Below are 26,457 nucleotides of genomic sequence, written 5' to 3'. Positions count from 1 at the left end.
ACCTCAAATCAACCTCTGAACGTCCCCCTGTCTGGATTCGAACCCGCGCCGCGGGGCCATCAGCTCAGGGACCGAAGGAGGGGGAACATGGCGGAACTCGGCATCGGCATCGGCTGGCGGCCGGAGATCGCGGACGCGGTGGAGGGACTGCCCGGCGTCGACTGGGTGGAGGTGGTGGCCGAGAACATCTGCGCGGGCCATCTCCCGGACTCGCTGGTCCGGCTCCGGGAGCGCGGTGTGAAGGTGGTCCCGCACGGCGTCTCGCTGGGCCTCGGCGGCGCGGACCGCCCGGACCCGGCGCGGCTCGCCGACCTGGCGGCCACGGCGGAGGCGCTCGGCTCGCCGCTGGTCACCGAGCACCTCGCGTTCGTCCGCGCGGGCGGCCCGCTCACTGCGAGCCCGGCCCTGGAGGCGGGCCACCTGCTGCCGGTGCCGCGCACCTGGGACGCCCTCGACGTGCTCTGCGAGAACGTCCGCATCGCGCAGGAGGCCCTGCCGGTGCCGCTGGCCCTGGAGAACGTGGCGGCGCTGATCTCCTGGCCCGGCGAGGAACTGTCCGAAGGGCGGTTCCTGGCGGAGCTGGTGGAGCGTACGGGGGTACGGCTCCTCATCGACGTCGCCAACCTGCACACCAACCACGTCAACCGCGGCGAGGACCCGGCGCGGGCGCTCGCCGAACTGCCGGTGGAGGCGATCGCGTACGTGCACGTCGCCGGCGGCGAGGAGCGCGACGGCGTCTGGCACGACACGCACGCCCACCCGGTCCCCCGTCAGGTCCTCGACGTGCTCGCGGACCTGGCCTCCCGGATCTCCCCGCCGGGCGTCCTGCTGGAGCGGGACGACGACTTCCCCCCGGCGCGGGAGCTGGCCTCGGAGCTGGCGGCGATCGCCGCCACGGTCCGCACGGCGGCGCGGACCGGCGCCGACCGACCGCTCCTGGTCGGCGCGGGCGCCCGCGTCTCCGGCGGTCCGATGCCCGAGCCCACCGAACCGGCCCCCGAAGCGCCGGACCGCGTGGCGGAGCCGGCCGGGCGGCCCGGGGCGCGGGAGCGGGTGGCTCTCGCGCAGGCGGCGCTGCTGTCGGCGCTGGTCGCCGGGACGCCCGCGCCGGAGGGCTTCGACGCGCAGCGCCTGAAGGTGCAGAGCCGGGCCCTGCTGGCCAAGCGGGCCGCGGTCGTCGCCAAGGTCGCGCCCGAGCTGAGGGAACTGCTCGGGAACGAGTACCGGCCGGCGTTCTTCGCGTACGCGGAGTCCCGGCCGATGCCGGGCAGCTACCGCCGCGAGGCGCTCGACTTCGCCGAGCATCTGCTGGTCGCCGGCCGACCCGCCGACCCGGACGCCCGGCGTCGGCTCACGCAATGGTGGCAGGACCGGGTGGGGGTGCGGCCGCCGGGCCGTGCCGCCCGGCTCGTGCGCGCCGCCCGCTCCGTCCTGGCAGGAAGGTGATCGGTCATGGGCATGAATCTGCTCGCCGCACTCGTCTATGTCGCCGTCCTGGCCAGCGTGATCACGCTGATCGTCCGGCTGTCGAACTCCCGGTCCGGCTCCGGCGGGGCGCTGTACGACGTGCCGGAGGCCGCGTTCCTGCGGGGCGGCCCGGCCCGCGTCGTGGACTCCGTGCTCGCGACCATGCACGCCGACGGCCTGATCGGCATCGGCGGCCCAGGCATCGTCGTCCCGCTCGGCCCCGGCCCCCGGCATCCCGTCGAGCAGGCCGTCCTCGCCGAGCTGGCCGCCGCCCCGCACGGCGCGCTGCACACGCTGCGGCTCGCGGTCATGCGGCACCCGTCGGTCCAGGAGATCGGCAACCAGCTGGCCGCCCGCGGACTGCTGGTCACGCCCGCCGCCCGCCGGGGCGTGGTCCGCTGGGCGATGATCCAGGGCTTCGGCTCGTTCGCGATGATCTTCGTGTCGGTCTTCATCACCGTCGGGAGCTTCTACACGGGTGAGCCGGTGCCGTTCGTCCTGAAGGTGCTTCCCGCCCTGGGCTTCGGCATCGTCAGCGCGCTGATCTGCGGGGCGATCGCCGCGGGCCGGGTGACCGGGGCCGGGCAGCGCGCGCTCCTCTCCTACCGGCGGCAGTTCCCGTACCGGACCGACGCCGGGTTCCTGGTCGCGCTGCGCGGCCTCGGCGCGCTGCCGGACCCGGAGCTCCAGGCGCAGCTGATCACCGCGGCCCGGATGCCCCGCACGTCGGCCGACAGCGGCAGCGGCTCCACGGACCTCGTGGCCGTGTGGTGCGCGGGGATCAGCGGCGGCGGGGGCGGCTGTGGAGGCGGCGGAGGCGGGAACGACGGCGCCTCGGGCTGCTCCAGCGGCTCGAACTGCTCCTCCAGCAGTTCGTCGTGCTCGTCCTCGTCGAGCAGTTCGAGCTGCTCGTCGAGCAGCAGCAGCAGTTCGAGCTGCGGAAGCTCCAGCTGAGAAGGCTGAGCGTGGGGAAATGACGGCGGGTGCGACGCGCAGTGTGCTGCGCGCCGCACCCGGAGCCGGACCCGGTGTCGCTGGAGCGGCGGACGATGCCCCGTCCGCCCTCTGATCTTCCGGGTCAACGGGCGACGGCCCGGCTGGGAGCCGGGCCGCCACCAGGTTCGTACGACGGTCAGGCCAGTCCCGCCACCAGTTCCGCCACACTACGGCGGCGGCCGGTGTAGAACGGCACCTCCTCGCGGACGTGCATCCGCGCCTCCGAAGCGCGCAGGTGACGCATCAGGTCGACGATCCGGTACAGCTCGTCGGCCTCGAAGGCCAGGATCCACTCGTAGTCGCCGAGCGAGAACGAGGCGACCGTGTTGGCCCGGACGTCGGGGTAGCCGCGGGCCATCTTGCCGTGGTCCGCCAGCATCCGGCGACGGTCCTCGTCCGGCAGCAGGTACCAGTCGTAGGAGCGCACGAAAGGGTAGACCGAGACGTAGTCGCGCGGGGTCTCGTCGGCCAGGAAGGCCGGGATGTGCGACTTGTTGAACTCGGCGGGGCGGTGCAGGGCCATGTTCGACCACACCGGCTCCAGAGCGCGGCCAAGCTTGGTCCGGCGGAAGAGGTTGTACGCCTCCTGCAGCTCGTCCGAGGTCTCGGCGTGCCACCAGATCATGACGTCGGCGTCGGCCCGCAGACCGGAGACGTCGTAGGCGCCACGGACGGTGACGTCCTTGGCGGCGAGCTGGTCGAACAGCTCCTGGACCTCGTCGGCGTAGCCGGCCCGGTCCACCGGGAGAACGTCGCGCAGCTTGAAGACGGACCACAGGGTGTAGCGGATGACCTCGTTGAGGTCCTTCGCCTTCTTACCGGCGTTCGGGATCTTTTCGGGCGCACTCATGCGTCCATTCTCGCCCGTCACGGACAGTGCCCTGCACCGGGGTCGGCCGTTTCGGACGTGGCGATGATCTCGTCCGCGGCGCGATGGGCCGAGGCGATGCACGCGGGGATGCCGACGCCGTCGTACACCGCGCCCGCCACCCGCAGTCCCGGCAGCTTGGCGACGGCCGCGCGGATCCGGGCGACACGGGCGAGATGGCCGACGGGGTACTGCGGCAGGCCGCCGATCCAGCGGGTCACCGTGGCGGCGACCGGCGCGGCGGCGAGGCCGACGGCGGCGCGCAGATCGGCGCGGGAGAGGTCGGCCAGTTCGGCGTCCTCGCGGTCCAGCTGGACCTCCTCGCCGTGCCGGCCGAGGGAGGTGCGCAGCACGAAGAGGTCGGGCGCGGCGTCGGCGACCCAGCTCCACTTCTGGCTGGAGAAGGTGGAGGCCTTGATGGAGCGGCCGTCGACGGGGGGCACGAGGAAGCCGGAGCCGGGCAGGCCGGTGACATCGGCGCGCCGGAAGGCGAGGGTGACCAGGGCCATGGAGGCGTACTCGACCGCGCCGAGCTCGGCGGAGGCAGCCGGCGACTCGGCGGCGAGCAGTTCGGCGGCGGACCAGGCCGGGGCGGCGAGGACCACGCCGTCGGCGTACAGGACCTCGTCCGCGGCGACGATCCGCCACCGGGTGCGGGGCGCGTCGCCGTCCTGGACCCGGCGGAGTTCGGTGACCGGGGCGTGGGTGCGGATCTCACCGCCGGCGGCGCGGATCGCGTCGGCGACCGCGGCCGGCAGCAGGCCGATGCCGCCGGCGAGGCCGGCGAACGCCGCGCCGCCGAGGCCGGTGGCCGCGCCTGCGGCGTCGGCGGGGGTGGCCGCGCCGGCCCGCTGGACGGCGCGGACGGCCTCGGTGAGGGTGCCGTGGGCGCGGGCCTCGTCGAAGAGCTTCGGCACGGCGGCCCGCATCGAGATGCGATACGCGTCGCCCGCGTACACCCCGCCGAGCAGCGGTTCGACGAGGCGGTCGACGACCTCGCGGCCCATGCGCTCGGCGACGTACGCGCCGATGGCGACGTCCTCGCCCAGCTCGGACGGGGGCAGTTCGCGGTCCTGCCCGACCCGGCGCAGTCCCTCCGCGGAGAGCAGTCCGGCCAGTGCGGCCGCGTCGCCGGGCACGCCCATGACGTGGCCCTTGGGCATCGGGCGGAGCGCGTCCCGGGTCCACACCGAGGCGGTCGTGGTGGCGGGCGCGACGATCCGGTCGCCGAGGCCGACGGCCCGGGCGAGGGACACGGCCTCGGGGCGGCGGGCGAGCAGCGACTCGGCCCCGAGGTCGACGGTCGCCCCGGCGACCTCCCCGGCCTCCAGCTTGCCGCCGACCCGGTCGGCGCCCTCCAGGAGCGTCACCCGCACACCGGCCTCGGCGAGGCGGTGCGCGGCGGCCAGTCCGGCGATGCCGCCGCCCACGACGACGACATGACGGCCGGCCGGGGCGGGGGCGCCCGTGGGTGTGTCCGCGTTCATGCCTCCACTCTCTCAAAGCGCCGCGCGGCGCCCGACGCGGGCCCACGGCGGGCCCACGGCGCGCGGTCACGTTCCGAGTCCCGAACGTGACCGCATCGCTACCGGGAAAGGGCAACCCGCGCCCCCGCCCCGCGCGTCGAAGAGGCATCATCCGGCAGATCCCTGGGGGGACCCCATGCGAAGAACACGGATCGTCGCGGCGGCGCTGCTCGCCGCGTCGCTGACCCTGGCGGGCTGCGGCGCGGACGACACCGGCGACTCCAAGTCGGCGGACAGCAAGGGCCTGACGGCGCCTCAGGACGGCGCGAGGGAGGGGGCGGCGGACACGGCGTCAGGCGCGGAGTCCGGCGCGGGCGGCGCGCAGAAGCCGGCGGACGCCAAGAGCCCGGCGTCCCTGCCGCGCCAGCACATCGTGCGGACGGCGGAGCTGCACGTCGAGGTCGCCGACGCGACGAAGGCGCTGGCCGCGGCGAAGGGCGTCGTCGAACGGGCGAGCGGGCACGTCGCCGACGAGACGACCGAGCGGGTCGACGACACTCACATCACCTCCCGGGTGGTGCTGCGCGTCCCGCAGGAGAAGTACGCCGCCGTGCTCGCGGAGCTCTCGGGCACGGGCCGGCTGCTCTCCCGCACGGCGGGCGCCAAGGACGTCACCGAGCAGGTGGTGGACGTCGAGAGCCGGATCGCGACGCAGCGGGCCAGCGTGGAGCGGGTGCGCAAGCTGATGGAGCGGGCGACGGCGCTGAGCGACGTGGTCAGCCTGGAGGGCGAACTGAGCCGACGTCAGGCGGACCTGGAGTCGCTGCTCGCGCAGCAGGCGTCGCTGAAGGACCGTACGTCGCTGGCGACGATCACGCTGGGGCTGACCGAGCCGGAGGGCCCGGGGAAGCCGGAGGGCGACGACCGGCCGGGCGTCCTGGAGGCCCTCGGCGGCGGCTGGGACGCGCTGGTGGCCTCGCTGGCGTGGCTGGTGGTCGTGCTCGCGGCGCTCGCGCCGTGGCTGGGCGTGCTCGCGGCGCTGTACGCGACCTGGCGGCTGCTGGTCCGGCCGCGGCTGCGGAAGCGGCGGCCGTCCGGAGCGGGGACGGCAGCGCGCGAGGGCGCCGGTACGGCACCGCTGCCCGCACCGCGCCCCGACGGAGCCCCCGCCGCGGCGCGGGCGCCCGAGGAGGGCTGACCGGCCGCCCCGGACCGGCCGCCGGGCACCCGGACAGTACGGGCCCGGCCGTTCGGCCGGGGGGCCCGGCTGGACCACTGACCTCATGTGCTGGACCACTGACCTCATGTGACGGTTTGCGGCCGCGCCGTCACCATGAGCCACTGGTCGCATGATCAGACACACCGCGCGTGCGCTCTGCGCCGCCTCACTCGTCCTCGCTCCGCTCGCCCTGAGCACCCCCGCCCACGCCGTGACGGCGTGCACCGTCAACGGCGTGCCGGCCTCCGGCCCGGTCGTCAACGGCACGGCCGGAGCCGACTTCATCCAGTGCGCCTCGGTGGATCCCGGCCATGTGGTCAACGGCCTCGGCGGGGCCGACTACATCGTGCTGACCGGCCCCGTCGGGGGCACCGTCGACGCCGGCGCCGGCCGGGACTCCGTCACGGCCCGGGCGGCCTCCGTGATCAGCGGCACCGTCACGGGCGGCGCCGACGCCGACTACATCCAGGTGCAGGGCGTGATCGCCGCCGGCGGCGCCGTCAGGGGCGACACGGCCGGCGACTACGTGATCGTCAACGCCAGCCAGGGCACCACCGACGGCGGCCCCGGCCTGGACTTCTGCCGGGTCGGCTCGGGCAACCCGCCGATCAACTGCGAGTTCTGAGCAGTCCCCGCCTCAGCGCGCGGTGCGCGTGTGGACGTAGTCCACGAGACGCGTGAGCGCGTCCGGGTCGGTCGTCGGCAGCACCCCGTGACCGAGATTGAAGACATGCCCCTCGAGTCCGCTCGCGGCGGCCAGGACCTCGTCCGTCTTGGCCGCCACCGCCTCGGGGGTGGAGAACAGCACGGCCGGGTCCAGGTTGCCCTGGAGCGCCTTGCCCGGGCCGACGCGGCGGGCGGCCTCGTCCAGCGGGACCCGCCAGTCGACGCCGACGACGTCCGCGCCCGCCTCGCCCATGAGGCCGAGCAGCTCGCCGGTGCCCACGCCGAAGTGGATCCGCGGCACGCCGTACGAGGCGACCGCGTCGAAGACCTTCGTCGACGCCGGCATCACCGAGCGGCGGTAGTCGGCCGGGGCGAGCGCGCCCACCCAGGAGTCGAAGAGCTGCACGGCGGACGCGCCGGCCTCGATCTGGACCTTCAGGAAGGCCGAGGTGATCTCCGCGAGCCGGTCCAGCAGATCGGCCCACAGCTGCGGGTCGCCGTACATGAGCGCCTTGGTGTGCTCGTGGTTGCGGGACGGACCGCCCTCCACGAGATAGCTCGCGAGGGTGAAAGGCGCGCCCGCGAAACCGATCAGCGGGGTGGACCCCAGCTCGCCGGTGAGCATGCCGATCGCCTCGGTGACGTACGAGACGTCCTCGGGGGTCAGGTCGCGCAGCCGGGCCAGGTCCTCGCGGCGGCGGACCGGGTCGGCGACGACCGGGCCGACGCCGGGCTTGATGTCGAGGTCGATGCCGATGGCCTTCAGCGGCACCACGATGTCGCTGAAGTAGATCGCGGCGTCCACGTTGTGGCGGCGCACCGGCTGCAGCGTGATCTCGGTGACCAGCTCGGGCCGCATGCACGACTCGAGCATGGGGATGCCCTCGCGGACCTTGAGGTACTCGGGCAGGGAACGCCCTGCCTGCCGCATGAACCAGACCGGCGTGTGCGGTACGGGCTCGCGGCGGCACGCCTTCAGGAAGGCGGATTCCTTGACGGCGTCGGTCTGCGTCTTCTGGCCCGAGGGGCTTCCGTTGGCACTCACGCCCAGAATCTTCGCATGTGCGGGGAAGCGGCCCGCGCGGGCCGGGTGTCCCTCCCTGCGCGGGAGCCCCGTTCCGCCTACTCTTCCCCGCATGGCTGCGGCTCAGGGAAAGTTCTCCGATCAACCTGATCATTCCGATCAGTCCGACGGCAACGGCGGGACGGGCGGCACGGGGCAAGAACCCGTGCCGCCCGCCTTCCGCAGGGCGGTCGACGGACTCACTTCGGCCCGGCTGCGGCCGGAGATCGAGATCGATCCGACCCGGCCGCCGCAGCGCCTGGCGCCGTTCGCGTACGCACTGGAGGCGGCGGTCGTCGCGGACGGCGAGGACCTGGCGGACGGCCGTCTGGTGCTGCTGCACGATCCGGCCGGGCACGAGGCCTGGCAGGGGAACTTCCGCCTTGTGACCCTGGTGCGGGCGGAGCTGGAGCCGGAGATGGCGGCCGACCCGCTGCTGCCGGAGGTCTGCTGGTCCTGGCTGACCGGGGCCCTGGAGGCGCGCGGCCTCGGGTACGGGGAGGCGAGCGGGACGGTCACGCAGGCCGGTTCGCACTACTTCGGCGGGCTCGCGGACCGGCGGCCGGCCAGCCAGATCGAGATCCGGGCCTCGTGGACGCCGCAGGAGGTGCTGGGCGGGGCGCCGGACTCGGCCTCGCACCTGGCGGCCTGGTGCGATCTGCTCTGCCAGATCGGGGGGCTGCCGCCGTCGCCGCTGGGGCACACGGAGGACGGGACGGGGTCGGCTCCGGGCGCGGGCGTGGTGTCGCTGCCGCAGCGGCGGGGACCGCAGCAGGCCTGACCGTCGTTTTCGGCGGGCCGGCACGGGAGCGCTCCCGTGCCGGCGGGTACGCGAGCGGCTACAGGCGCGCGTAGGGGTCCTTGTTCCGGCTCACTCGTAGGATGATCGATCACGTGTCCGAATTGCCCCGAATGTTACTCACCAAATCGTGATCTTTCTCTAAAGGCGGGCGGCCGAGCTGCCGAAGAGGTCAGTGACCCCTCACGCAGGAGTCCACCCCCCGGCTTCTTCCCCGAGCCGGGCTCCGTCCCGCACCTTCCCCCCAGGAGGCCTGGTGTCCGTTCTCCTCGAGCAGCCCGCAAGCCTGGTCGCCTACCGCCCGAACAAGCCGACGGCCATGGTCGTCGTGGCCGACCCCCGAGTCCGCTCCACCGTCACCCGTCATCTCTGGGCGCTCGGCGTGCGCGACGTCATCGAGGCGTCGTCCATCGCGGAGGCCCGTCCCCGCGTCGGCAGCCCGCGCGACATCTGCGTGGCCGACGTCCACCTGCCCGACGGTTCCGGGCTCACCCTGCTGTCCGAGACCCGCGCGGCGGGCTGGCCCAACGGCCTGGCCCTCTCCGCGGCCGACGACATCGGCGCCGTACGCAACGCCCTCGCCGGCGGTGTGAAGGGCTACGTGGTCACCGGAACCCGTACCAACATCGGCCACCCCACCCGCCCCGGAGTCGCCCCCATCGGCTCCGCTGCCGCCCGTATGCACCGCCGCCCCCCGGGCGCCCCGAGCCACCCGGGCGGCTACCGCGAGCTCTCCGGCCGTGAGGTCGAGGTGCTCCGGCTGGTCGCGGAGGGCCAGTCCAACAAGGCCATCGGCGTCTCGATGGGCCTGTCCGCACTCACCGTGAAGAGCCACCTCGCCCGTATCGCGCGCAAGCTCGGCACGGGCGACCGCGCGGGCATGGTCGCCGTGGCCCTGCGCACCGGCATCATCCACTGACGCCCGGCCGGGCAGCCGCGCCCGTCGACGGAACGTTCCGTCGACGGGCGGCGTCCGTTCACGGATACCCTTGACTGGTGACCGACGCCCATGAGACCGCAGCAGACACCGCACTGCGCACCACCGGGGGCGGCCCCCCGGACGACGTCGACCCTGCGAACGGGCTGCCGACGCCTCTTCTGGCGCCCCGCGAGGGCGTGCCGCCCGTGGTGGCGACCGAGGACGCGCTGAACGAGGTGATCGCCGCCTTCGCCGCCGGGCGCGGCCCGGTCGCCGTCGACGCCGAGCGGGCCTCCGGCTACCGGTACGGACAGCGGGCCTATCTCGTCCAGCTGCGCCGCGAGGGCGCCGGCACCGCGCTGATCGACCCCGTCGGCTGCCCCGACCTCTCCGGGCTCGGCGCGGCGCTCGACGACACCGAGTGGATCCTGCACGCCGCCACCCAGGACCTGCCCTGTCTGCGCGAGATAGGCATGCTCCCGTCCTCCCTCTTCGACACCGAGCTGGCCGGGCGGCTCGCGGGCTTCCCGCGGGTGGGTCTCGGCGCGATGGTCGAGAGCGTGCTGGGCTACGCCCTGGAGAAGGGCCACTCCGCGGTGGACTGGTCCACCCGCCCGCTGCCCGAGCCCTGGCTCCGGTACGCCGCGCTGGACGTCGAGCTGCTCGTCGACCTGCGTGACGCACTGGAGAAGGAGCTGGACCGGCAGGGCAAGCTGGAGTGGGGCCGCCAGGAGTTCGACGCGATCGCCTCGGCCCCGCCCGCCCCGCCCCGCAAGGACCCCTGGCGGCGCACCTCCGGGATGCACAAGGTCCGCCGCCGCCGGCAGATGGCGGTGGTACGGGAGCTGTGGACGGTCCGTGACGCGATCGCGCAGCGGCGCGACGTCTCGCCGGGCAAGGTGCTGAGCGACGGGGCCATCGTCGAGGCCGCGCTCGCGGTGCCGGTGAACGTGCAGGCGCTGGCGGCGCTGCCGGGCTTCGGCCACCGGATGGGCCGGCGTCAGCTGGAGCAGTGGCAGACCGCGGTGGACCGCGCCCGGGCCCTGCCCGACGCGCAGCTCCCGCAGCCCGGGGCGGCGGCGGCGGGCCCGCCCCCGCCGCGCGCCTGGGCGGACAAGGACCCGGTCGCGGCGGCTCGCCTGGCGGCGGCGCGTACGTCGGTCTCGGCGCTCGCGGAGCAGCTGAACCTGCCGCAGGAGAACCTGATCACCCCGGACACGGTCCGCCGCGTCTGCTGGGAGCCCCCGGCCGACGGCGACGTGGCGACCGCCCTGCGCGGCTACGGCGCCCGCGCCTGGCAGGTCGAGCTGGTCACGCCGGTCCTGGTGGCGGCGCTCGTCTCGGCGTCCGCCTGACGCCGGAGCCAACATGTCGGCGGGGTGACCCCGCAGCCCCCGGCCGTTCCCGGCCGGGGGCTGCGTCGTCCTACGGTGCCGGGCTGAGGACCCCGTTCTTGTCCATCTCGAAGACTCCGTGGGTCTTGCCGTCGACCTTCAGGTGCTTGAGCCAGTGCTTCGAGAGGTTGTGCAGGTTCTTGTGCTGCATCTCCCAGGGCATGGAGTGCCCGGCGCAGGCCATGGTGACCAGCAGCTTGTGGGATCCGGCGACCGCGTCGTACAGGGCCGGGACCGAGAAGTTGAGTTCCGGGTTCGTGCTCGGCGGTTTGGTGTTCGCCACCTTGTCGAACTCCCCGTGCACGATGAGGACGGGGACGCTGCCGCCGAGGACTCCGCCCTTCGCCGCGGTGGTGTTGTTCCAGCCCCACCGGGCGAAGTTCCTGATCCGGTTGAGGCCCTGCCCCGGCGGGCCCCAATTGCTGCCGACCGAGTCGCACTTCATGATCGCTTTCCACGCCTCTTCGACGACGTCGTCCTCGCGCTGGCCCGGGCAGTGCACCTCGCCGCCCCACCCGCTCTTGAAGCCGTCCTTCGTGCCCACGATCGTCGGGTAGCCGGGCTGCGGCAGCATGCCCGGCGGGTTCGACGTGCCCTTGGGCGGGAACATCGGCGCCAGCAGGAACAGGCTCGACACCCTGCCGGGGTTGTCGACCGCGTAGGGCCCCATCGTGAACGCGGCCGCGGACCAGCCGATGAAGGCGATCTTGTCGACCTTGCGCTCCTTGCAGATGTACTCCACGACGCTGGCCAGCTCGTCCCGGTCGCTGTACGAGTTGTTCAGCTGGAACGCGTAGTTCGGCGGCCCCGGCGTGAACCCGGCGGGCCGCGGTGTCAGAAGGTGCTGCTGGGCGGGGTTGACGTTGCGCGGGTCGGCCATCGCCGGGCGGGGCGACAGTCCGGCGCCCTGGAGGTCCATCATGAAGACGTCGTATCCGGCTTTCGCCAGCGCGTCGGCCCAGCCGTACGACTTGTACATGAGGTCGAAGCCGGGGAGCGACGGAATACTTCGGCCGTGCAGCATCAGGACGACCTCGCGCTCCGGGAGATGCCCCGGGGGCGTGCCGTCGCGCTCACGCACGAACAGCTCGACCTCCTCGCCGGCGTTCGCAGGGACGGTGGAGACGTGCTTGACCTTGTGATCGATCAGTTCGACGGCCATGAGGATCCGTTCTGTCGGCTCGGTCCGGGGAGAAAACCCCGACCCCGCCAGGCTCGGCGCGCCGGGCCGCCCTCGCCACGCCACGGGGTCCGTGGGTGTGACCTTCGCCGCTCCGGCCCGTGGGACTGGGCAGCTTGGTTACCCGTAAGTAGCATGGGGGGAGCAAGCGCGCGCTTAGTCGCGCGCCGCAGCAGTGCCATCCCGCACCCTGGAGGAGAGCCATCGTGCCTCGTACCGTCAGGGACGTCGTCTTCGTCGACGGCGTCCGCACCCCGTTCGGCAAGGCGGGCCCGAAGGGCATCTACCACGAGACCCGCGCCGACGACCTCGTCGTCAAGGCCATCCGGGAGCTGCTGCGCCGCAACCCCGGCCTCGACCCCGCGAAGATCGACGAGGTCGCCATCGCCGCGACCACGCAGATCGGTGACCAGGGTCTGACCCTCGGCCGCACCGCCGGCATCCTCGCCGGTCTTCCGCAGTCCGTCCCGGGCTACTCCATCGACCGCATGTGCGCCGGCGCGCTGACCGCCGTCACCTCGGTCGCCGGCTCCATCGCGTTCGGCGCCTACGACGCCGTCATCGCCGGTGGCGTCGAGCACATGGGCCGCCACCCCATGGGTGAGGGCGTCGACCCGAACCCGCGCTTCGTGAGCGAGAAGCTGGTCGACGAGTCCGCCCTGTTCATGGGTATGACCGCCGAGAACCTGCACGACCGCTACCCGAGCATCACCAAGCAGCGCGCCGACGAGTACGCCGTGCGCTCGCAGGAGAAGGCCGCCAAGGCGTACGCCGACGGCAAGATCCAGCAGGACCTGGTGCCGATCTCGGTCCGCCGCACCAACGCCGAGGCCGGCGAGACCGGCTGGGGCCTGGTCACCGCCGACGAGCCGATGCGCCCGGGCACCACCCTGGAGTCGCTGGCGAACCTGAAGACGCCGTTCCGCGTCCACGGCAACGTCACCGCCGGTAACGCGGCCGGTCTCAACGACGGCGCCACCGCCTCGATCATCGCCTCCGAGGACTTCGCCCGCGAGAACAACCTCCCGGTGAAGATGCGCCTCGTCTCGTACGCCTTCGCCGGCGTCGAGCCCGAGGTCATGGGCTACGGCCCGATCCCGGCGACCGAGAAGGCGCTGGCCCAGGCCGGTCTCTCGATCGAGGACATCGACCTCTTCGAGATCAACGAGGCCTTCGCGGTCCAGGTCCTGGCGTTCCTGGAGCACTACGGCATCGCCGACGACGACGCGCGTGTCAACCAGTACGGCGGCGCCATCGCCTACGGTCACCCGCTCGCCTCCTCCGGCGTCCGTCTCATGACGCAGCTGGCCCGCCAGTTCGAGGAGAACCCGCAGGTCCGTTACGGCCTCAACACGATGTGCGTCGGCTTCGGCATGGGCGCGACCGTCATCTGGGAGAACCCCCACTGGGAGGGCAAGTGAGCACCACCGCCGAGCTTCTGAAGGGTGCGGCCGAGCTGTTCCCGGACGAGGTCGTCACCAGCGCCCACGTACGGCACTTCGAACTGCCCGCGGGTGCGGGCCGGTTCGCGCTGATCACGCTGGACAACGGCTTCGACCACACCAAGCCGACCACCTTCGGCCCGCAGTCCCTCGCCAACCTGAACGCGGCGATCGACCAGGTCGAGGCGGAGGCCGCGAACGGCGAGATCGTCGGCGTCGGCATCACCGGCAAGCCGTTCATCTTCGCCGTGGGCGCCGACCTCAAGGGCGTCGAGCTGCTCAAGCAGCACTCCGACGCGCTCGCCATCGGCAAGGGCGGCCACGACGTCTTCAAGCGTCTGTCCGCGCTGGCCGTGCCGACCTTCGCGTACTACAACGGCGCGGCGATGGGCGGCGGTGTCGAGGTCGGTCTGCACTGCACCTACCGCACCGTCTCCAAGGCCCTGCCGGCCTTCTCGCTGCCCGAGGTCTTCCTCGGTCTGGTCCCCGGCTGGGGCGGCTGCACGATCCTGCCGAACCTGATCGGTGCCGACAAGGCCGTCACCGTCATCATCGAGAACTCGCTGAACCAGAACCGTCAGCTCAAGGGCAAGCAGGTCTTCGAGCTCGGCATCGCCGACGCGATCTTCGAGGGCGCCGACTTCCTGGAGCAGTCGCTGATCTGGACCGCCTCGGTCCTCAACGGCTCGGTCACGGTGGAGCGTCCGGAGATCGACCGCGGTGAGGGCTGGGACCAGGCCGTCGCCAAGGGCCGGTTCATCGCCGACTCCAAGGTGCACGGCGCGGCCCCGGCCGCGTACCGCGCCCTCGACATCATCGAGGCGTCCAAGGACGGCGACCTGCAGAAGGGCTTCGACGCCGAGGACCAGGCCCTCGCGGACCTGATCATGGGTGGCGAGCTCCGCTCCGGCATCTACGCCTTCAACCTGGTGCAGAAGCGCGGCAAGCGCCCCGCCGGTGCCCCGGACAAGTCGCTGGCCCGCCCGGTCACCAAGGTCGGTGTCGTCGGCGCCGGCCTGATGGCCTCCCAGCTCGCGCTGCTCTTCCTGCGCCGCCTGGAGGTGCCGGTCGTCCTGACCGACATCGACCAGGAGCGCGTCGACAAGGGTGTGGGCTACGTCCACGCCGAGATCGAGAAGCTGCTGGGCAAGGGCCGGATCAACCAGGACAAGGCCAACCGTCTCAAGGGCCTGGTCTCCGGTGTCCTGGACAAGGCCGCCGGCTTCGCGGACGCGGACTTCATCATCGAGGCCGTGTTCGAGGAGATGTCCGTCAAGCAGAAGGTGTTCGCGGAGGTCGAGGCGGTCGCCCCGGCGCACGCGATCCTCGCCACCAACACCTCCTCGCTGTCGGTGTCGGAGATGGCCTCCAAGCTCCAGCACCCGGAGCGCGTGGTCGGCTTCCACTTCTTCAACCCGGTCGCGATCCTCCCGCTCCTGGAGATCGTGCGCGGCGAGAAGACGGACGACGCCTCCCTCGCCACCGCCTTCGGTGTCGCGAAGAAGCTGAAGAAGACCGCGGTCCTCACCAAGGACGCCCCGGCGTTCGTCGTGAACCGCATCCTGACCCGCTTCATGGGCGAGATCCAGAACGTCATCGACGAGGGCACCCCGGTCGAGACGGCCGAGAAGGCCATCGAGCCGCTCGGCCTGCCGATGTCCCCGCTGGTCCTCCTGGAGCTCGTCGGCCCGGCGATCGGTCTGCACGTCTCCGAGACCCTGAACCGCGCCTTCCCGGAGCGCTTCAAGGTCTCCCCCAACCTGAAGGCGGTCGTCGAGGCCGGCAAGCGCGGCTTCTACACGTACGAGACCGGCAAGCCGGTGCTCGACCCGGAGGTCGCCGCCCTCCTCAAGCAGGGCGACGTCGTCCTGGCGGAGGAGCAGGTGCGCGAGCGCGTCCTGGACGCGGTGGCGCAGGAGATCGGCCTGATGCTGGAGGAGGGTGTCGTCGCCGAGGCGCAGGACATCGACCTCTGCCTGATCACGGGCGCCGGCTGGCCCTTCCACCTGGGCGGCATCACGCCGTACCTGGACCGCGAGGGCGTCTCGGAGCGCGCCAACGGCAAGCGCTTCCTGGCGCCTGGCGTGGCGAGCGTCCCGGCGTAACACCGGAGCTGTCCCGCGGATGCCCGTCCCCACCTCGTGGGGGCGGGCATCCGCCGTGATGGCAGGATGGTGGATCTTGTCCTCGGAAGAACGGCACCTTCGGCACCATGCACAGACCCGGCCCACGGTTCAGCCGCCGCACCCTGCTGATCGGCGGCGCCGCAGCGGCCTCGCTGGCGACGGGCGTCGCGGTCGGGTCCCTTCTCGGGCCGGACGACGAGCGCCGGGCGGGCGACGACGCGCCGCGGACACCGGTGCGACCGCCGGCGAGGGTCGGGGGCTTCGACGTGGCCCGGCCGGCACGTCTGTGGCGTCCGACGCCGCTCAGCGACGTCACCGGCCCCCAGTCGCTGGCCTTCGACGACGTCAACCGCCGGGTGTACGTGGCGCAGGCCGTCCGGGGGCGCGGACGGGACGGGGACCTGTGCATCACCCGGTACGACTTCTCCGGCCGCCGGCTCGGCCGGATGAGCCTGCGCGGGTTCGGGCACGGCGTCTCGATCGGCGTGGAGCCGGCCGGTGACCGGACCTGGCTGTGGGTGGAGTCTGACGCAGACCGGACCGGCTACGGGCGCGCGGTGGCCCGGGTGCGCTTCCGGGACGGCGCCGTCCTCGACGAGAGTGCGGCACCGGTCCGCCAGCTGCGGGCGGCGCCCGACGGCAGCCGCCGCGTCCACCCCGCCGTGGACATGGCCGGGGGGCGGGTGCTGATCGCCTACCGGACCGACGGCGAACTCCGTTATGGGCTGCACCGGATCGAGGATCTGAAGTCGGGGAACACGAGCCCCACCCAGATCATCGAGAATCCGGGAATCCTGGAGGGCGAGACGTTCCAGGGCTGCGCGTTGTACGGGAATTATCTCTACCTGCTCACCGGAAATCCTTACAGCAGACCCGGTGGCCGCAATCCGGAAGGCTCGGGCGGAAACACTTTCATTTCTGCGATCGACGTCACGACCGGTGAATCGGCAGGTCGTCAGCGCGTCTTGGTGGACCTGGATCTGAATTACCGTGAGCCGGAGGGAATTGCCGTCCGGCTGACGCCCGAACCGCTGCTCTGCGTCGGATTCTCCGTGAAATCGCCGGGGCGCAGGAACATCGCGCTCTACGGGTTCCACCCCCACGAACCGCACCGGCAGTGACCGATCGATGACCTGCGGCCACCTGCGACACGGCCCGGAACATCACCTTCCCGGCATCTCCGGATAACGGTTCGGCAACCCGCGCCGCCCCGTTCACCTCACAGCCTCCCTCCGTTCATTGGCCGTCCCGCCGCTGCATATACTTCGGCGAGCACTCACAACCTCCACACAACGCCATCCGCGCAGCCCGCCACGGCGGGCTGGGGACGTACGTGACGTGCGTCACGAAATTCCCCGTGCGGACAGCAGCGTCGCTGCCGCGTGCAGCAGCGTTGAAGGAGGTCCGGCACCGGTCATGGGCAAACAGCAGGGTCAAGCCATTCTCGGAGTGCTCATATCGAGCGCGCTCGTGCTCAGCTTCATCGGGATGCTGGTCGCCGTCGTCATGCCGTCGCTCACGCTGTTCGCCGGCTCGGCCGCCGTGAGCTACCTCGCCGACCTGATGCTGCACAGCTCGCAGTCCCCCACCCTGGAGCGGCTCCGGGACTCCCGCTTCGGTCTGACGATCCGCTTCCTGATCCGCCAGTTCCTGCTCCTCGCCCTGTGCGGGTCGGTCACGGACATCGACTCGTTCGTCGTCCAGATGACCTCGGTCGGACTGCTGCTGCTGTTCGCGCTCCAGCTGGCCTACGGCGCGCTGCTCAAGCACGTCCGCAAGAAGCGCCAGGAACTGCCGTACACCGTGCGCGGGCTCGACGTGGAGGCCCTGGGCATCCGGCGGATGCCGCACCCGTTCCTGATGAACAAGCACGTCCGCAAGACGCTGCACCTCGACGTCCCGCTCTTCGCCGGCACGCTCGGCACCATGGCGACCGACAACTGGCGGTACGTCACCTTCGGCGGCATCATCTCCGTCTCGGTGGCCTATCTGGCCCTGCTCGCCCTCGTGCCCGGCGCCCGGAACGCGCTGATCCTGCCGAGCGCCGACGAGGCCATCGACGAGCTGAACGAGCAGCTCGCCCACTACCGCCCGCAGGTCGCGCTGTACTTCACCTTCGCCGCGATCTCCCGCGACTTCATGTACCAGGTCAACATGTGGCTGGAGTCGCTCGAAGCGCTCGATCTGCGGCCGGTCATCGTGCTGCGCGAGCGGGCGACCCTGAACTACCTCGACGCCACGGGCGTCCCGGTGATCTGCGTGCCCAAGGCCGAGTTCCTGGCCCGGGTCGAGATGCCCGAGCTGCGCGTCTGCCTCTACCCGGGCAACGCCGGCAAGAACGTCCACATGCTGCAGCGTGCCGAGGTCAAGCACGTCTTCATCGGTCACGGCGACAGCGACAAGGCCGCCTCCAGCAATCGCGTCAGCAAGGTCTTCGACGAGATCTGGGTGGCCGGCCGGGCCGGCCGCGACCGCTACGAGCGCATCAAGCACGCCGTCAGCCACCACCAGATCGTCGAGGTCGGCCGCCCGCAGCTGATGTCCCTGCACCGCTGGACGGGCCGGGTCGCGCAGCCGATCCCCACGGTGATCTACGCGCCGACCTGGGAGGGCTGGACCGACGACGCCTGCTACACCTCGGTCATCCCGGCCGGCGAGCAGCTGATCGAGGCGCTTCTGTCGCACGAGCGGCGACTGCGCATCATCTACAAGCCGCACCCGCTGACCGGCACCCGCTCCCCCGCGGCGGCGGCCGCGCACCGCCGCATCATCGCCCTCCTGGAGGAGGACAACGCCCGCCGCTTCGGCCGCCGGATCAGCAACTCCAAGGGGGCCGCGCGCAAGCTGGCCCGCATCGACAAGCGCATCGCCGAGCTCTCCGAGCGCGGCGTCCGCTCGCCGTACCCCGACCTGACGGAGCAGGAGCGCACGGCCCGCATCCGGCGCAGCCGCAACCAGGCCGGCGCCCTCTACTGGAACGCCATTCCGGACGAGGCGCACCACGTGGTGCTGGACCGGATTCCCGCGCTCAACGACTGCTTCAACCACTCCGACCTGCTCATCGGCGACATGTCCAGCGTGGTCTCGGACTTCGTCGCGACCCGTAAGCCCTACGCCATCTTCAATCTGGAGGGGCTGCCGGACCAGGAGTTCCGCAACGAGCAGCGGACGGCGTCCGCCTCGTACCTGCTGGACTCCGAGTGCAACGGCCTGAGCGAGGCGCTCGACGCCATGCTCAACCCGGAGCGGGACGTGATGGCGCCCTATCGCGAGCAGCTGAAGGACTACCTGCTCGGCGCGGACTACCCGCCGTCGGTGGTGCGGTTCAACGCGGCGGCGAACGCGCTCTACGAGCGGGGGCTGCGGGACTTCCCGATCGAGTACCCCGAGCGCGTGTACGTCGACGCGTGACCGTTCCCGCCGCCCAGCTTCTCCCTCTCGCTTTCGTCATCGGTTCTGCTTCATCCGCCACCCAGGAGGCCGGAAAACCTTGTCCAGCCGTGCAATCCGTCGCCGTACCTGTGCCGTCGTCCTCGCCGGAGGCTCGGGGCAGCGCGTCGGGCTCGCGATTCCGAAGCAGCTTCTGAAGATCGCCGGCAAGTCGATCCTCGAGCACACTCTCTGCGTCTTCGAGAACGCCCCGGAGATCGACGAGATCATCGTGCTCATGGCGCCCGGCTACACCGCCGAGGCCGAGAAGATCGTCGCCAGGGCCGGACTGAGCAAGGTCTCCCGCGTACTGCCCGGCGGCGCGACCCGCAGCGAGACCACCAGCCTCGCCATCCGCGCCGTCTCCGAGGAGCTCGGCGAGGGCGAGGACTGCAACCTGCTCTTCCACGACGCCGTCCGCCCGCTGCTCTCCGGCCGCGTGGTGACGGAGTGCGTGGCGGCGCTGGAGCGCTACGAGGCCGTCGACGTCGCCATCCCGTCGTCCGACACGATCATCGTGACGCGCACGCACGGCGGCGACGGCGAGTTCATCACCGAGGTCCCGGACCGCTCGCGGCTGCGCCGCGGCCAGACCCCGCAGGCCTTCCACCTCTCGACCATCCGCCGCGCGTACGAGCTGGCGCTCGCCGACCCGTCCTTCGAGGCGACCGACGACTGCTCGGTGGTGCTCACGTACCTGCCGGACGTCCCGGTCCACGTCGTCATGGGCGACGAGTACAACATGAAGGTCACCCAGCCGGTCGACGTGTTCATCGCGGACAAGCTGTTCCAGCTGGCCTCGACCGCGGCCCCGGCGCCGGCCGGCGAGGACTGGTACCGCGAGCGGCTGACCGGCCGGACCATGCTGGTCTTCGGCGGCTCGTACGGCATCGGCGCGGACATCGCGCGACTCGCCGAGCAGTACGGCGCCACCGTGTACGCGCTGGGCCGCTCCACCACCGGCACGCATGTGGAGAACCCGGCTGACGTCGAGGACGCCATCACCAAGGCGTACACCGAGACCGGCCGCATCGACTACGTCGTCAACACCGCCGGCGTCCTGCGCATCGGCCGGCTGGCCGAGACCAGCGACGAGACGATCCGCGAGGCGACCGCCGTCAACTACCTCGCCCCGGTCAACATCGCCCGCGCCTCCTACAAGTACCTGGCGGAGAGCGGCGGTCAGCTGCTGCTGTTCACCTCCAGCAGCTACACCCGCGGCCGCTCCGAGTACAGCCTGTACTCGTCCGCCAAGGCCGCCGTGGTGAACCTGACCCAGGCGCTCGCGGAGGAGTGGGCGGAGGACGGCGTCCGGGTCAACTGCGTGAACCCGGAGCGCACCGCCACCCCGATGCGGACCAACGCGTTCGGCCAGGAGCCCGAGGGCTCGCTGCTGTCGTCCGAGGCGGTCGCCCTCAGCTCGCTCGACGTGCTGCTGTCCCCCATGACGGGCCACGTCATCGACGTACGGCAGCAGGACCCCACAGCTACGGCCGCGCCCCTGTCGGGCTTCGAGCGGGCCATCGCGTCGGTCCTCAGCGGCCGAGAGACCCAGGACATCTAGGCCCGTCCGGGCCGGGCGGCTCCGTCGAGGGAGAGAGCATGACGTACGCAAGCGACCACTCGGGCCCGCGGGCCAGGATCTTCCTGGCCGGCGGTTCGGGGACGGTGACCCGGCCCGCCAGCCACCTTCCCATGATGGGCTGGGGGCAGGCACTCGACCTGTTCCTCACCGACGACGTGGAAGTGGTCAACTGCTCCCGGGGACGGGCCAGTACGAAGAGCTTCCGGGAGCGCGGACGCCTCCAGTGGATCCTCGACGCCATGTCCCCCGGCGACTACCTGATCATGGCCTTCGGACAGATCGACTGGAAGCCCGACCCGGGCATCCACACCGAGCCGTTCGAGGACTTCATCGAGCATCTGCGGGCGTACGTCACGGGCGCCCGCGAACGCCAGGCGCACCCGATCCTGATGATGCCGTTCGAGCGGCGCCGCATCGACCGGCACGGCAACGTCAGCCGGTTCCTCGCCGACTACCCGGTGGCCATGCGGCAGCTCGCCCAGGAGGAGTTCGTCCCGCTCATCGACGTGTACGGGCAGAGCCTGCAGTGGTGGGAGGAACTGGGTCCGGAGGACACCAAGCACGTCTTCACCTATCTGCGCCCCGGCGAGCCCCTGATGCCGGTCGTGCAGGACGCCGACAACGTCCACCTGCGCGCCGACGGCGCCGTCGAGGTGGCCCGGTTCGTGGCCCGCGCGCTGATGACCCAGCGGCTGGTCCCGGCGCACTGGGTCAGGGACCTGGACCGGCGCACCTTCTCGTACGACGAGATGGGCTGGCTCGACGACGCCACGTTCCAGCACCGTACGAAGTCCCGTGTCACCCCCGCCCGCGACCTGGAGACCGGCTCATGAACCACGTGCTGTGCAGCGGCCGGGCCGTCGGCACCGAGGAGTCCTCTCCCGGTGTGGCGCACGCCTCGCTCTACTGCTCCCAGCCCCCCTTCAGCGGCGTCGCCCCGGGCGACATCGTCCAGTTGGGCCTCTCGGTCGCGGTCGACGGCGCCCCGTTCGCCTACGCGTACCTGCAGGAGAAGTACTTCGGCGGCGCGGCCGAGGTCGTCTCGGTCCAGGACGTGGAGTACTTCCCCAGGCAGCGTCAGTACCGGGTCCGGGCCGAGCCCGGCGAGAACGGCATCGGGTTCGTCTGGATCCGGGTGAAGGAGCCGAAGAAGAAGGAGCCGCGGCTGCGCCCGCACATCGCGGTCGCCCTGCCGAACCGGGACACCGGCAAGCTCGTGCGCACGGGCTCGCTGCGCGACACGTCCCTGCTGATCCGGACGATGTTCGCGCCCGGTCTGCGGATCGTCACCGCCCCCGGCGCTCAGGGCTCCGTCCATGTGCTCTCCGCGGCCCCCCAGGGCAGCACGCCGATCGAGGTGGACCAGCCGCGGCACGGCACCGCTCACCTCACCCACGACGGCTGGCTGACCTACCTCCCGCAGCCCGGGTTCACCGGCTACGACCGGTTCCGGTACACGGTGGCCCTGCCCGACGGAAGCAAGACCACCGCCCCCGTGAACGTGCTCGTGGGCGAGCCGGCCGACCGGCCCGGCGTCTTCCCCGAACAGCCGGCCGTCACCGACTTCCAGCCTTGGCAGTGGTCCAACCTCACCGGCGAGATGCCGTGGCCCCGGCCCACCGATCGACCCCACCACGGATAGGCGTCATCCCATGACCACTCCTGCACCTGTGCACCCGGGAGAGATCCGCGACGTCACCGTGGTCCTCCATGTCCGCGATCACGCCCGCACCCTGGGGGCCTGCCTGGACTCGCTGCTGGGCCAGTCGATCGGGACCGACCGGATCGAGCTCATCGCGGTCGACGACGGTTCGACCGACGAGAGCGGCTCCGTGCTGGCCGAGGCGCAGCGCCGGCATCCGCACCTGCTGCGCACGGGCCGCCTGCCGCGGGGCCTGTCCACGTCCGAGGCCCGCAACTGGGGCATGAGCCAGGCCACGGCCCGGTACGTCCTCTTCCTGACGGGCGCGGACCGGCTCACCCCCACGGCACTGGAGCGGATGGTCGCCTCGGCCGACACCAACGAGTCCGACGTCGTGCTCGGCAAGCTGGAGAGCTCGGGCAAGCACGCCGTGGCGACGTCGATGTTCCGCAGGACCCAGGCGTCGGCGGATCTGTACGGTTCGAAGGTCTACTGGTCGCTGACGCCGGACAAGCTGTTCCGCACGAGCCTGCTGCGCCGCCGGGGGCTGGCGTTCCCCGCGGACATGTCGTTCGGCGAGGACCAGGCCTTCACCGCGGCCGCCTACATCGGCGCCGACAACATCTCCGTGGTGGCCGACGAGCCCTGCGTCGTCAAGGGACCGTCGTCGGCCGGGCCGGTGGCGCTCGCCCAGCGGGTCGAGCTGGCGGCGCGGATGACGGCGCTGGTGTGCTCGCTGGTGCCGCCGGGCCCCCGGCAGAATCTGCTGATCTCGCGCCATCTGGAGACGGAACTCGGCAAGGCGACGGGGGCGTTGCTGCTCGCCTCGGACAACCACGCCGAACGGGAGCGGGCCCTGTGGGCCGCCGCGGAGTTCCTGCGCCAGGTCCCTCCGGGTGCTTCGGCACTGCTGCCCCGGCCGCTGGCCGTGCGGCTGGCGCTGATCGCGGCCGGCCGCCATGCGGAGGCCCAGCAGATGGCGGCGTACGAGGCGGACAAGAACAACCCCGTCCCGAAGAAGACGGTGGAGAACGGCCGTGTCTACACCACGCTGCCGTTCTTCCGTGATCCCTCGGTCGGGCTTCCTGACGAACTGTTCGACATCACCGACAAGATGACGGTGAATCAGGAGCTGACGAGCCTGAAGTGGAGCGGCCCGATCCTGCTGCTCGACGGGCATGCGTTCTTCGAGCAGCTCACCACCCGCGAGCGGGCCACGAAGGTGGTGCTGCGGCATCGTCCCACCGGGGCGGAGGAGCGCTTCTCGGTCACCGCGCGCCGGGACGAGACGCTGATGAACTCCAAGGGGAAGCCCCGGGCGATGGGCCGGTTCTCCACCCGGATCAACCTCCGGCAGATGTCGGACGGCTGGCCGCTGCTCCCGGGCGTCTGGGACGTCTTCCTGGCCGTGAGCTTCGAAGGGGTCACCCAGGAGGTCCGGCTCGGCCGCAGGCGCGCCCCCGAGGTCGACGTCGTCAGCCGGATGCCGATGGTCTTCGCCCCCTCGGCCACGACGGCGGGGCACGAGTTGGCCGCCACGCCGTTCTACACGGAGGAGGGCGACCTCAGCCTCGAGATCTCCGAGCGGCTGCCTCTGCCGGGCGCCCGCTGACCCCCGGCCCCCGGATCAGTACCGGCTCCACCGTCCGAACACGAGGCCGTCCTGCGCGGGGTTCTGCCGGGCCACGAGCAGGGCGCCCTCGTGGTCAACGACGGCCACGACGAGGCGCCCCATGCCGTCGACGGCCACCTGCGGGGCGCTCACCGGGCCGCCGGTGTCAGGGAGGGCGTTCCACCAGGTGCCGTACCCCTCGCCCTCGGTGACGTAGGCGGTGACGTCCACGGTGCCGTGCGGGCCGTTCTGCGCGAGGAACGTGCAGTCGTAGCCGCCGATCATGGTGCGGCCGACACCGGGGCGGCCGACACCGCCCGCACCGCCCAGGGACATCAGGCTGCCCGGGGCGTCCCCGGCCGCCGCACGCCAGGCGACGAGCGAGTCGTCGCCCGGGTAGCGCCAGAAGTAGGTGGCGCGCTTGCGGCCGGTCTCGACGGCGATCTGAGTGCCGTCGACGACGGGAGTGGCGAAACGATCCCGCATGGCGAAACGGCCGCCTCCGGCCCCCGCCCAGCGGTCCACCAGACCGTCGGCGTGGCTCACGGCCAGGACCTCCAGCGGCCCGCCCGCAGGCATCGCCGCCGCGAACTCGCCGGTGTACGCCTCGGTGCTGACGCTCTTCCAGCGGCCCCACCGCCCGTCCGCGGCGCGGCTGCGCCGCAGGATCCCGCCGGTGCGCAGCGAGACCAGGACGTGCACGGAGCCGGACGTCTGATTGACGACGACCACCGGTCCGGCGATCACGGGATCACCGGGCGCGGCGCCCGGGGCGACCGGCTCCCCGAGGTCGTGCCAGTAGTGCAGGGGACGCCCGGTCTGGAACTGGCCGCTGAGCACGACGCGCGGCGGGTCGCCGCCGTCCGGCCGGCGCAGCCCGGCGAGGTACACGTACCCCTCGCTGCTGCGTGCCAGGGACAGCCGCCCCGCCCAGCCCTCCACGTCGAACGCCTCGGGGGCGCCGAAATGCCCGTCCGCGCTCTCGGTCCAGCGGACGAGGCCCTCCGGAGACGGTCCGTACGCGGTCAGCCGGCCGTCCCCGCCGAGGAACAGCCAGCGCGCCGGACGGCCCTCCGGGGACGACGGGCCGGCGAGGGGTCGGTCCGCGGCCGGACCGGGACCCACCCGCCGACTCCTGTTTCCGCCACGGCTCATGACCACCGCCGCCCACCTCTCCGTCCGCCCGTGGTGCCGCAGCCGGTCACACGGGTCCTCGCTCGTTCATGGGGAAGCAGTCCACCCCCGCCGACCTCCCGACCACTGGGATCTGCATATTATTCACCGAATCCTTGGTTGACAGATGTGCCGGTCTCACGAGCCGGCCGTTTCTCGCGCACGCCCTCGGGCGTCCCCGACGGAAGAGGCCCGACGAGCAATGACGGACCAGAACACCGCGCCGAGCGCACCCGCGTCGTCCCGTGGGGAAGCCGGGGGGTCGAGGAGGGGTTCCCGGCGCGGGAACGGCCGCAGGCGCCGCAGGACCGGGCGCATAGTCCTGCTCGTGCTGCTCGTGCTGGTGCTCGCGGCCGGCGGCGGGCTGTACTGGATGTACAGCAGCCTCGACTCGAACATCAAGGGCGTCGACATCGACAAGGCGCTCGGTGACAACCGGCCGCAGAAACTGCCGACCACCGGGCAGAACCTGCTGGTGCTCGGGTCCGACTCGCGGGCCGGTGCCAACGGGGACCTGGCGGGCGGCACGGTCGGCGGGGCCCGGTCGGACACCGCGCTCGTGGTGCACATCCCCGAGGGCCGCACCCAGGCCGTCGCCGTCAGCATCCCGCGCGACACGCTCGTGACCCGGCCCGAGTGCGAGCGCACCGGCGGCGGGACCGCGCCGACCGCGCAGCGCGTGATGTTCAACTCCGTGTACGCGCAGTACGGTCCGGCCTGTGTGGTCAAGACCGTCGAGGAGATGTCCGGAGTCCGGCTCGACCACTACCTGGAGATCGACTTCGCCGGGTTCAAGGACCTGGTCGACGCCATCGGCGGCGTCACCGTCGACGTGAAGGAGCCGATCAAGGACGGGGCGAGCGGGCTCGACCTGGAGGCCGGTCCGCAGAAGCTGGACGGCACCCAGTCGCTCGCGTACGTGCGCACCCGGCACGGCGTCGGCGACGGCAGCGACCTCGGGCGCATCGGGCTCCAGCAGCAGTTCCTGATGGCCCTGCTGAGCGAGGTCAAGCGGCAGGACCTGCTGGGCAGCCCGGCCAAGGCGTACAAGATCGCCGGCTCCGCCACCAAGGCGCTCACCACCGACTCGCAGCTGGCCTCCCTCCGGTCGCTGAGCGAGTTCGCGCAGAGCATGAACGGCGTCGACCCGCAGAACATGGAGACGATCATGCTGCCGGTCGCGTACGACAAGAAGGACCCGAACCGCGTCGTCGCCGCCGAGCCCAACGCCTCCCGGCTCTGGAAGGCGATCCGCGAGGACGGCGACATCCCCGCGTCCGCCAAGAAGTCCCCGGCCACCGGGGGCTGAGGCCCGCGCACACGGAAGCGGGGGGGGGGGGCCGCCGGGGGGGGGGGCGGGGGGGGGGGGGGGGGGGCGCGGGCGGGGCGGCGCCCCCCCCGGGGGGGGCCC

General features: G+C 72.1%; 21 protein-coding genes. 16 read left to right on the top strand and 5 right to left on the bottom strand.

The window, feature by feature from the left end; translation table 11 throughout:
• The first annotated feature begins 87 nt into the window (after nucleotides 1-87).
• Entirely contained in the window at nucleotides 88-1,446 is a 1,359-nt protein-coding gene (locus ACGFMM_RS27140; protein WP_393649072.1) for a DUF692 family multinuclear iron-containing protein, read from the top strand.
• Between the two features lie 6 nt (nucleotides 1,447-1,452).
• Entirely contained in the window at nucleotides 1,453-2,421 is a 969-nt protein-coding gene (locus tag ACGFMM_RS27135) for a TIGR04222 domain-containing membrane protein (protein WP_393649071.1), read from the top strand.
• A 178-nt stretch (nucleotides 2,422-2,599) separates the two neighbouring features.
• Here the strand turns inward: ACGFMM_RS27135 and hemQ are convergent, their stop codons facing one another.
• Complete coding sequence (gene hemQ, locus ACGFMM_RS27130; RefSeq protein ID WP_393649070.1) at nucleotides 2,600-3,313, bottom strand: hydrogen peroxide-dependent heme synthase; 714 nt, start codon at nucleotides 3,311-3,313, stop codon at nucleotides 2,600-2,602.
• A 17-nt stretch (nucleotides 3,314-3,330) separates the two neighbouring features.
• Nucleotides 3,331-4,818 (bottom strand): protoporphyrinogen oxidase, encoded by a 1,488-nt coding sequence (hemG, locus tag ACGFMM_RS27125; RefSeq protein WP_393649069.1) that lies wholly within the window; start codon nucleotides 4,816-4,818, stop codon nucleotides 3,331-3,333.
• 175 nt (nucleotides 4,819-4,993) lie between these two features.
• Between hemG and ACGFMM_RS27120 the strand changes: the two genes are divergently transcribed.
• Together ACGFMM_RS27120 and ACGFMM_RS27115 are read left to right on the top strand one after the other, a co-directional pair.
• Complete coding sequence (locus ACGFMM_RS27120) at nucleotides 4,994-5,995, top strand: DUF4349 domain-containing protein (RefSeq protein ID WP_393649068.1); 1,002 nt, start codon at nucleotides 4,994-4,996, stop codon at nucleotides 5,993-5,995.
• Between the two features lie 151 nt (nucleotides 5,996-6,146).
• On the top strand, nucleotides 6,147-6,641 hold the full coding sequence (locus tag ACGFMM_RS27115) for a hypothetical protein (RefSeq protein ID WP_393649067.1): 495 nt from the start codon (nucleotides 6,147-6,149) through the stop codon (nucleotides 6,639-6,641).
• 12 nt (nucleotides 6,642-6,653) lie between these two features.
• Here ACGFMM_RS27115 and hemE read toward each other — a convergent pair whose 3' ends face one another.
• Nucleotides 6,654-7,727, bottom strand: a complete 1,074-nt coding sequence (gene hemE, locus ACGFMM_RS27110) for a uroporphyrinogen decarboxylase (protein WP_393649066.1) — start codon at nucleotides 7,725-7,727, stop codon at nucleotides 6,654-6,656.
• A 91-nt stretch (nucleotides 7,728-7,818) separates the two neighbouring features.
• Between hemE and ACGFMM_RS27105 the strand changes: the two genes are divergently transcribed.
• The 3 genes from ACGFMM_RS27105 (at nucleotide 7,819) to ACGFMM_RS27095 (ending at nucleotide 10,818) form a co-directional block, all read left to right on the top strand.
• Complete coding sequence (locus tag ACGFMM_RS27105) at nucleotides 7,819-8,526, top strand: DUF3000 domain-containing protein (protein WP_393649065.1); 708 nt, start codon at nucleotides 7,819-7,821, stop codon at nucleotides 8,524-8,526.
• Between the two features lie 274 nt (nucleotides 8,527-8,800).
• Nucleotides 8,801-9,463 (top strand): LuxR C-terminal-related transcriptional regulator, encoded by a 663-nt coding sequence (locus ACGFMM_RS27100; RefSeq protein ID WP_393649064.1) that lies wholly within the window; start codon nucleotides 8,801-8,803, stop codon nucleotides 9,461-9,463.
• Between the two features lie 77 nt (nucleotides 9,464-9,540).
• A complete protein-coding gene (locus ACGFMM_RS27095) occupies nucleotides 9,541-10,818 on the top strand; it encodes an HRDC domain-containing protein (protein WP_393649063.1) in 1,278 nt (425 codons plus the stop codon).
• A gap of 70 nt (nucleotides 10,819-10,888) precedes the next feature.
• Here ACGFMM_RS27095 and ACGFMM_RS27090 read toward each other — a convergent pair whose 3' ends face one another.
• A complete protein-coding gene (locus tag ACGFMM_RS27090) occupies nucleotides 10,889-12,019 on the bottom strand; it encodes an alpha/beta fold hydrolase (RefSeq protein ID WP_393649062.1) in 1,131 nt (376 codons plus the stop codon).
• Between the two features lie 224 nt (nucleotides 12,020-12,243).
• On the opposite strand from ACGFMM_RS27090, the gene ACGFMM_RS27085 reads away from it, so the two are divergent.
• The 8 genes from ACGFMM_RS27085 (at nucleotide 12,244) to ACGFMM_RS27050 (ending at nucleotide 23,873) form a co-directional block, all read left to right on the top strand.
• Nucleotides 12,244-13,458: an acetyl-CoA C-acyltransferase gene (locus tag ACGFMM_RS27085; protein WP_362014462.1), complete on the top strand. Its 1,215-nt coding sequence runs from the start codon at nucleotides 12,244-12,246 to the stop codon at nucleotides 13,456-13,458.
• Nucleotides 13,455-15,584, top strand: a complete 2,130-nt coding sequence (locus tag ACGFMM_RS27080) for a 3-hydroxyacyl-CoA dehydrogenase NAD-binding domain-containing protein (RefSeq protein ID WP_393649061.1) — start codon at nucleotides 13,455-13,457, stop codon at nucleotides 15,582-15,584. Before ACGFMM_RS27085 ends, ACGFMM_RS27080 begins: the two co-directional genes overlap by 4 nt.
• Nucleotides 15,585-15,691: 107 nt before the next feature.
• Complete coding sequence (locus tag ACGFMM_RS27075) at nucleotides 15,692-16,726, top strand: signaling protein (RefSeq protein WP_393649060.1); 1,035 nt, start codon at nucleotides 15,692-15,694, stop codon at nucleotides 16,724-16,726.
• Between the two features lie 328 nt (nucleotides 16,727-17,054).
• Entirely contained in the window at nucleotides 17,055-19,016 is a 1,962-nt protein-coding gene (locus ACGFMM_RS27070; protein WP_393649059.1) for a hypothetical protein, read from the top strand.
• Between the two features lie 79 nt (nucleotides 19,017-19,095).
• Nucleotides 19,096-20,598: an SDR family NAD(P)-dependent oxidoreductase gene (locus ACGFMM_RS27065; RefSeq protein WP_393649058.1), complete on the top strand. Its 1,503-nt coding sequence runs from the start codon at nucleotides 19,096-19,098 to the stop codon at nucleotides 20,596-20,598.
• Between the two features lie 38 nt (nucleotides 20,599-20,636).
• The gene (locus ACGFMM_RS27060) at nucleotides 20,637-21,452 is read left to right on the top strand and encodes a rhamnogalacturonan acetylesterase (protein WP_393649057.1); all 816 of its coding nucleotides are present in this window, start codon (nucleotides 20,637-20,639) and stop codon (nucleotides 21,450-21,452) included.
• A complete protein-coding gene (locus tag ACGFMM_RS27055; RefSeq protein ID WP_393649056.1) occupies nucleotides 21,449-22,261 on the top strand; it encodes an Ig-like domain-containing protein in 813 nt (270 codons plus the stop codon). The genes ACGFMM_RS27060 and ACGFMM_RS27055 overlap by 4 nt, the downstream gene beginning before the upstream one ends.
• A gap of 10 nt (nucleotides 22,262-22,271) precedes the next feature.
• Nucleotides 22,272-23,873, top strand: a complete 1,602-nt coding sequence (locus ACGFMM_RS27050; RefSeq protein WP_393649055.1) for a glycosyltransferase — start codon at nucleotides 22,272-22,274, stop codon at nucleotides 23,871-23,873.
• A 15-nt stretch (nucleotides 23,874-23,888) separates the two neighbouring features.
• On the opposite strand, the gene ACGFMM_RS27045 is transcribed toward ACGFMM_RS27050, so the two are convergent.
• Complete coding sequence (locus ACGFMM_RS27045) at nucleotides 23,889-24,998, bottom strand: hypothetical protein (RefSeq protein WP_393649054.1); 1,110 nt, start codon at nucleotides 24,996-24,998, stop codon at nucleotides 23,889-23,891.
• Nucleotides 24,999-25,248: 250 nt separating this feature from the next.
• Here ACGFMM_RS27045 and ACGFMM_RS27040 point away from each other — a divergent pair, with 250 nt between their 5' ends.
• Nucleotides 25,249-26,355 (top strand): LCP family protein, encoded by a 1,107-nt coding sequence (locus ACGFMM_RS27040; protein WP_393649053.1) that lies wholly within the window; start codon nucleotides 25,249-25,251, stop codon nucleotides 26,353-26,355.
• Nucleotides 26,356-26,457: the final 102 nt, after the last annotated feature.

Source organism: Streptomyces sp. NPDC048604 (assembly GCF_043199435.1).
Lineage (GTDB): Bacteria > Actinomycetota > Actinomycetes > Streptomycetales > Streptomycetaceae > Streptomyces.
Note: the sequence above shows the minus strand (reverse complement) of the source record. Positions and strands in the feature narration are given on the sequence as shown.